Source organism: Streptomyces sp. 13-12-16 (assembly GCF_002114215.1).
Classification (GTDB): domain Bacteria; phylum Actinomycetota; class Actinomycetes; order Streptomycetales; family Streptomycetaceae; genus Streptomyces.
Window position 1 is genome coordinate 1 of the sequence record NZ_NCTE01000830.1, and the last position, 896, is coordinate 896.

The following is an 896-nucleotide window of genomic DNA, read 5'->3' on the forward strand; positions in this document are numbered from 1 at the left end:
GGCGGGCCGGGGCGGCCGATGTCGCGCCGGCGGCCGTCGCCGGAGGGCTCGGCAGGGGTGATCTCGGGGCCGGGATCCGGTCGTTGCAGGGGCATCTGCGGGCGCAGCCGCGGGACTTCGGTGGCTGGGCCACCCTCGGGACCGCCTATGTCGAGCAGGCGCGGACCCAGGGGGACCCCTCGCGCTATCCGCAGGCCGAGCGGGCGCTCGAGCGTTCCCTCGCGCTCGCACCCGGCAACGAGCAGGCCCTCGCCGGGCAGGCCGCCCTCGCCGCCGCGCGGCACGACTTCGCCGGCGCCCTGACCTACGCCGACCGGGCCCTGGAGCAGAACCCCTACAGCGAACGCGCCCTGTGCTCCCGTGTCGACGCGCTGGTGGAGCTCGGCCGGTACGAGGAGGCCGCCGACGCCGCCGCCACCGCCGACCGCAGGCGGCCCGGAGTACCCGTGTTCACGCGGTACGCGTACGTGCGGGAGCTGCGCGGCGATGTGCGCACCGCGCGGGAGGTGCTGAGGCGGGCCCTCGACAGCGCGTCCTCGCCCGCCGACGTGGCGTACGTCGCGACCGCGCTGGGACAGCTCGCCTGGAACCAGGGCGAGTACGGGACGGCTCTCACGCACTACGCGCGGGCGCTCGCCGCCGACGACGGCCATCTCCCCGCCCTGGAGGGCCGGGCCCGCGCACAGGCCGCGAGCGGTGACCGCGCGGGCGCCATCGAGACGCTGGAGCAGGTCGTCGTCCGGTCTCCGCTGCCCGGCCCGCTGGTCGCGCTCGGCGAGCTGTACGAGGACCGGGGCGCCGACGGCGACCGCGCGAGGGCACGCGACCAGTACGCCCTCGTCGACGCCTGGACCGCGCTGGCCCGGGCCGGCGGGGTCGACGCCGACCTCGACACC

Annotated in this window: 1 protein-coding gene; it reads left to right on the forward strand. The window is 77.6% G+C overall.

Going from position 1 to position 896, the window contains the following annotated elements; translation table 11 throughout:
- The coding region (locus B7767_RS30015) for a lipopolysaccharide assembly protein LapB (RefSeq protein ID WP_143652698.1) at nucleotides 1-896 on the forward strand (896 nt) is incomplete at both ends.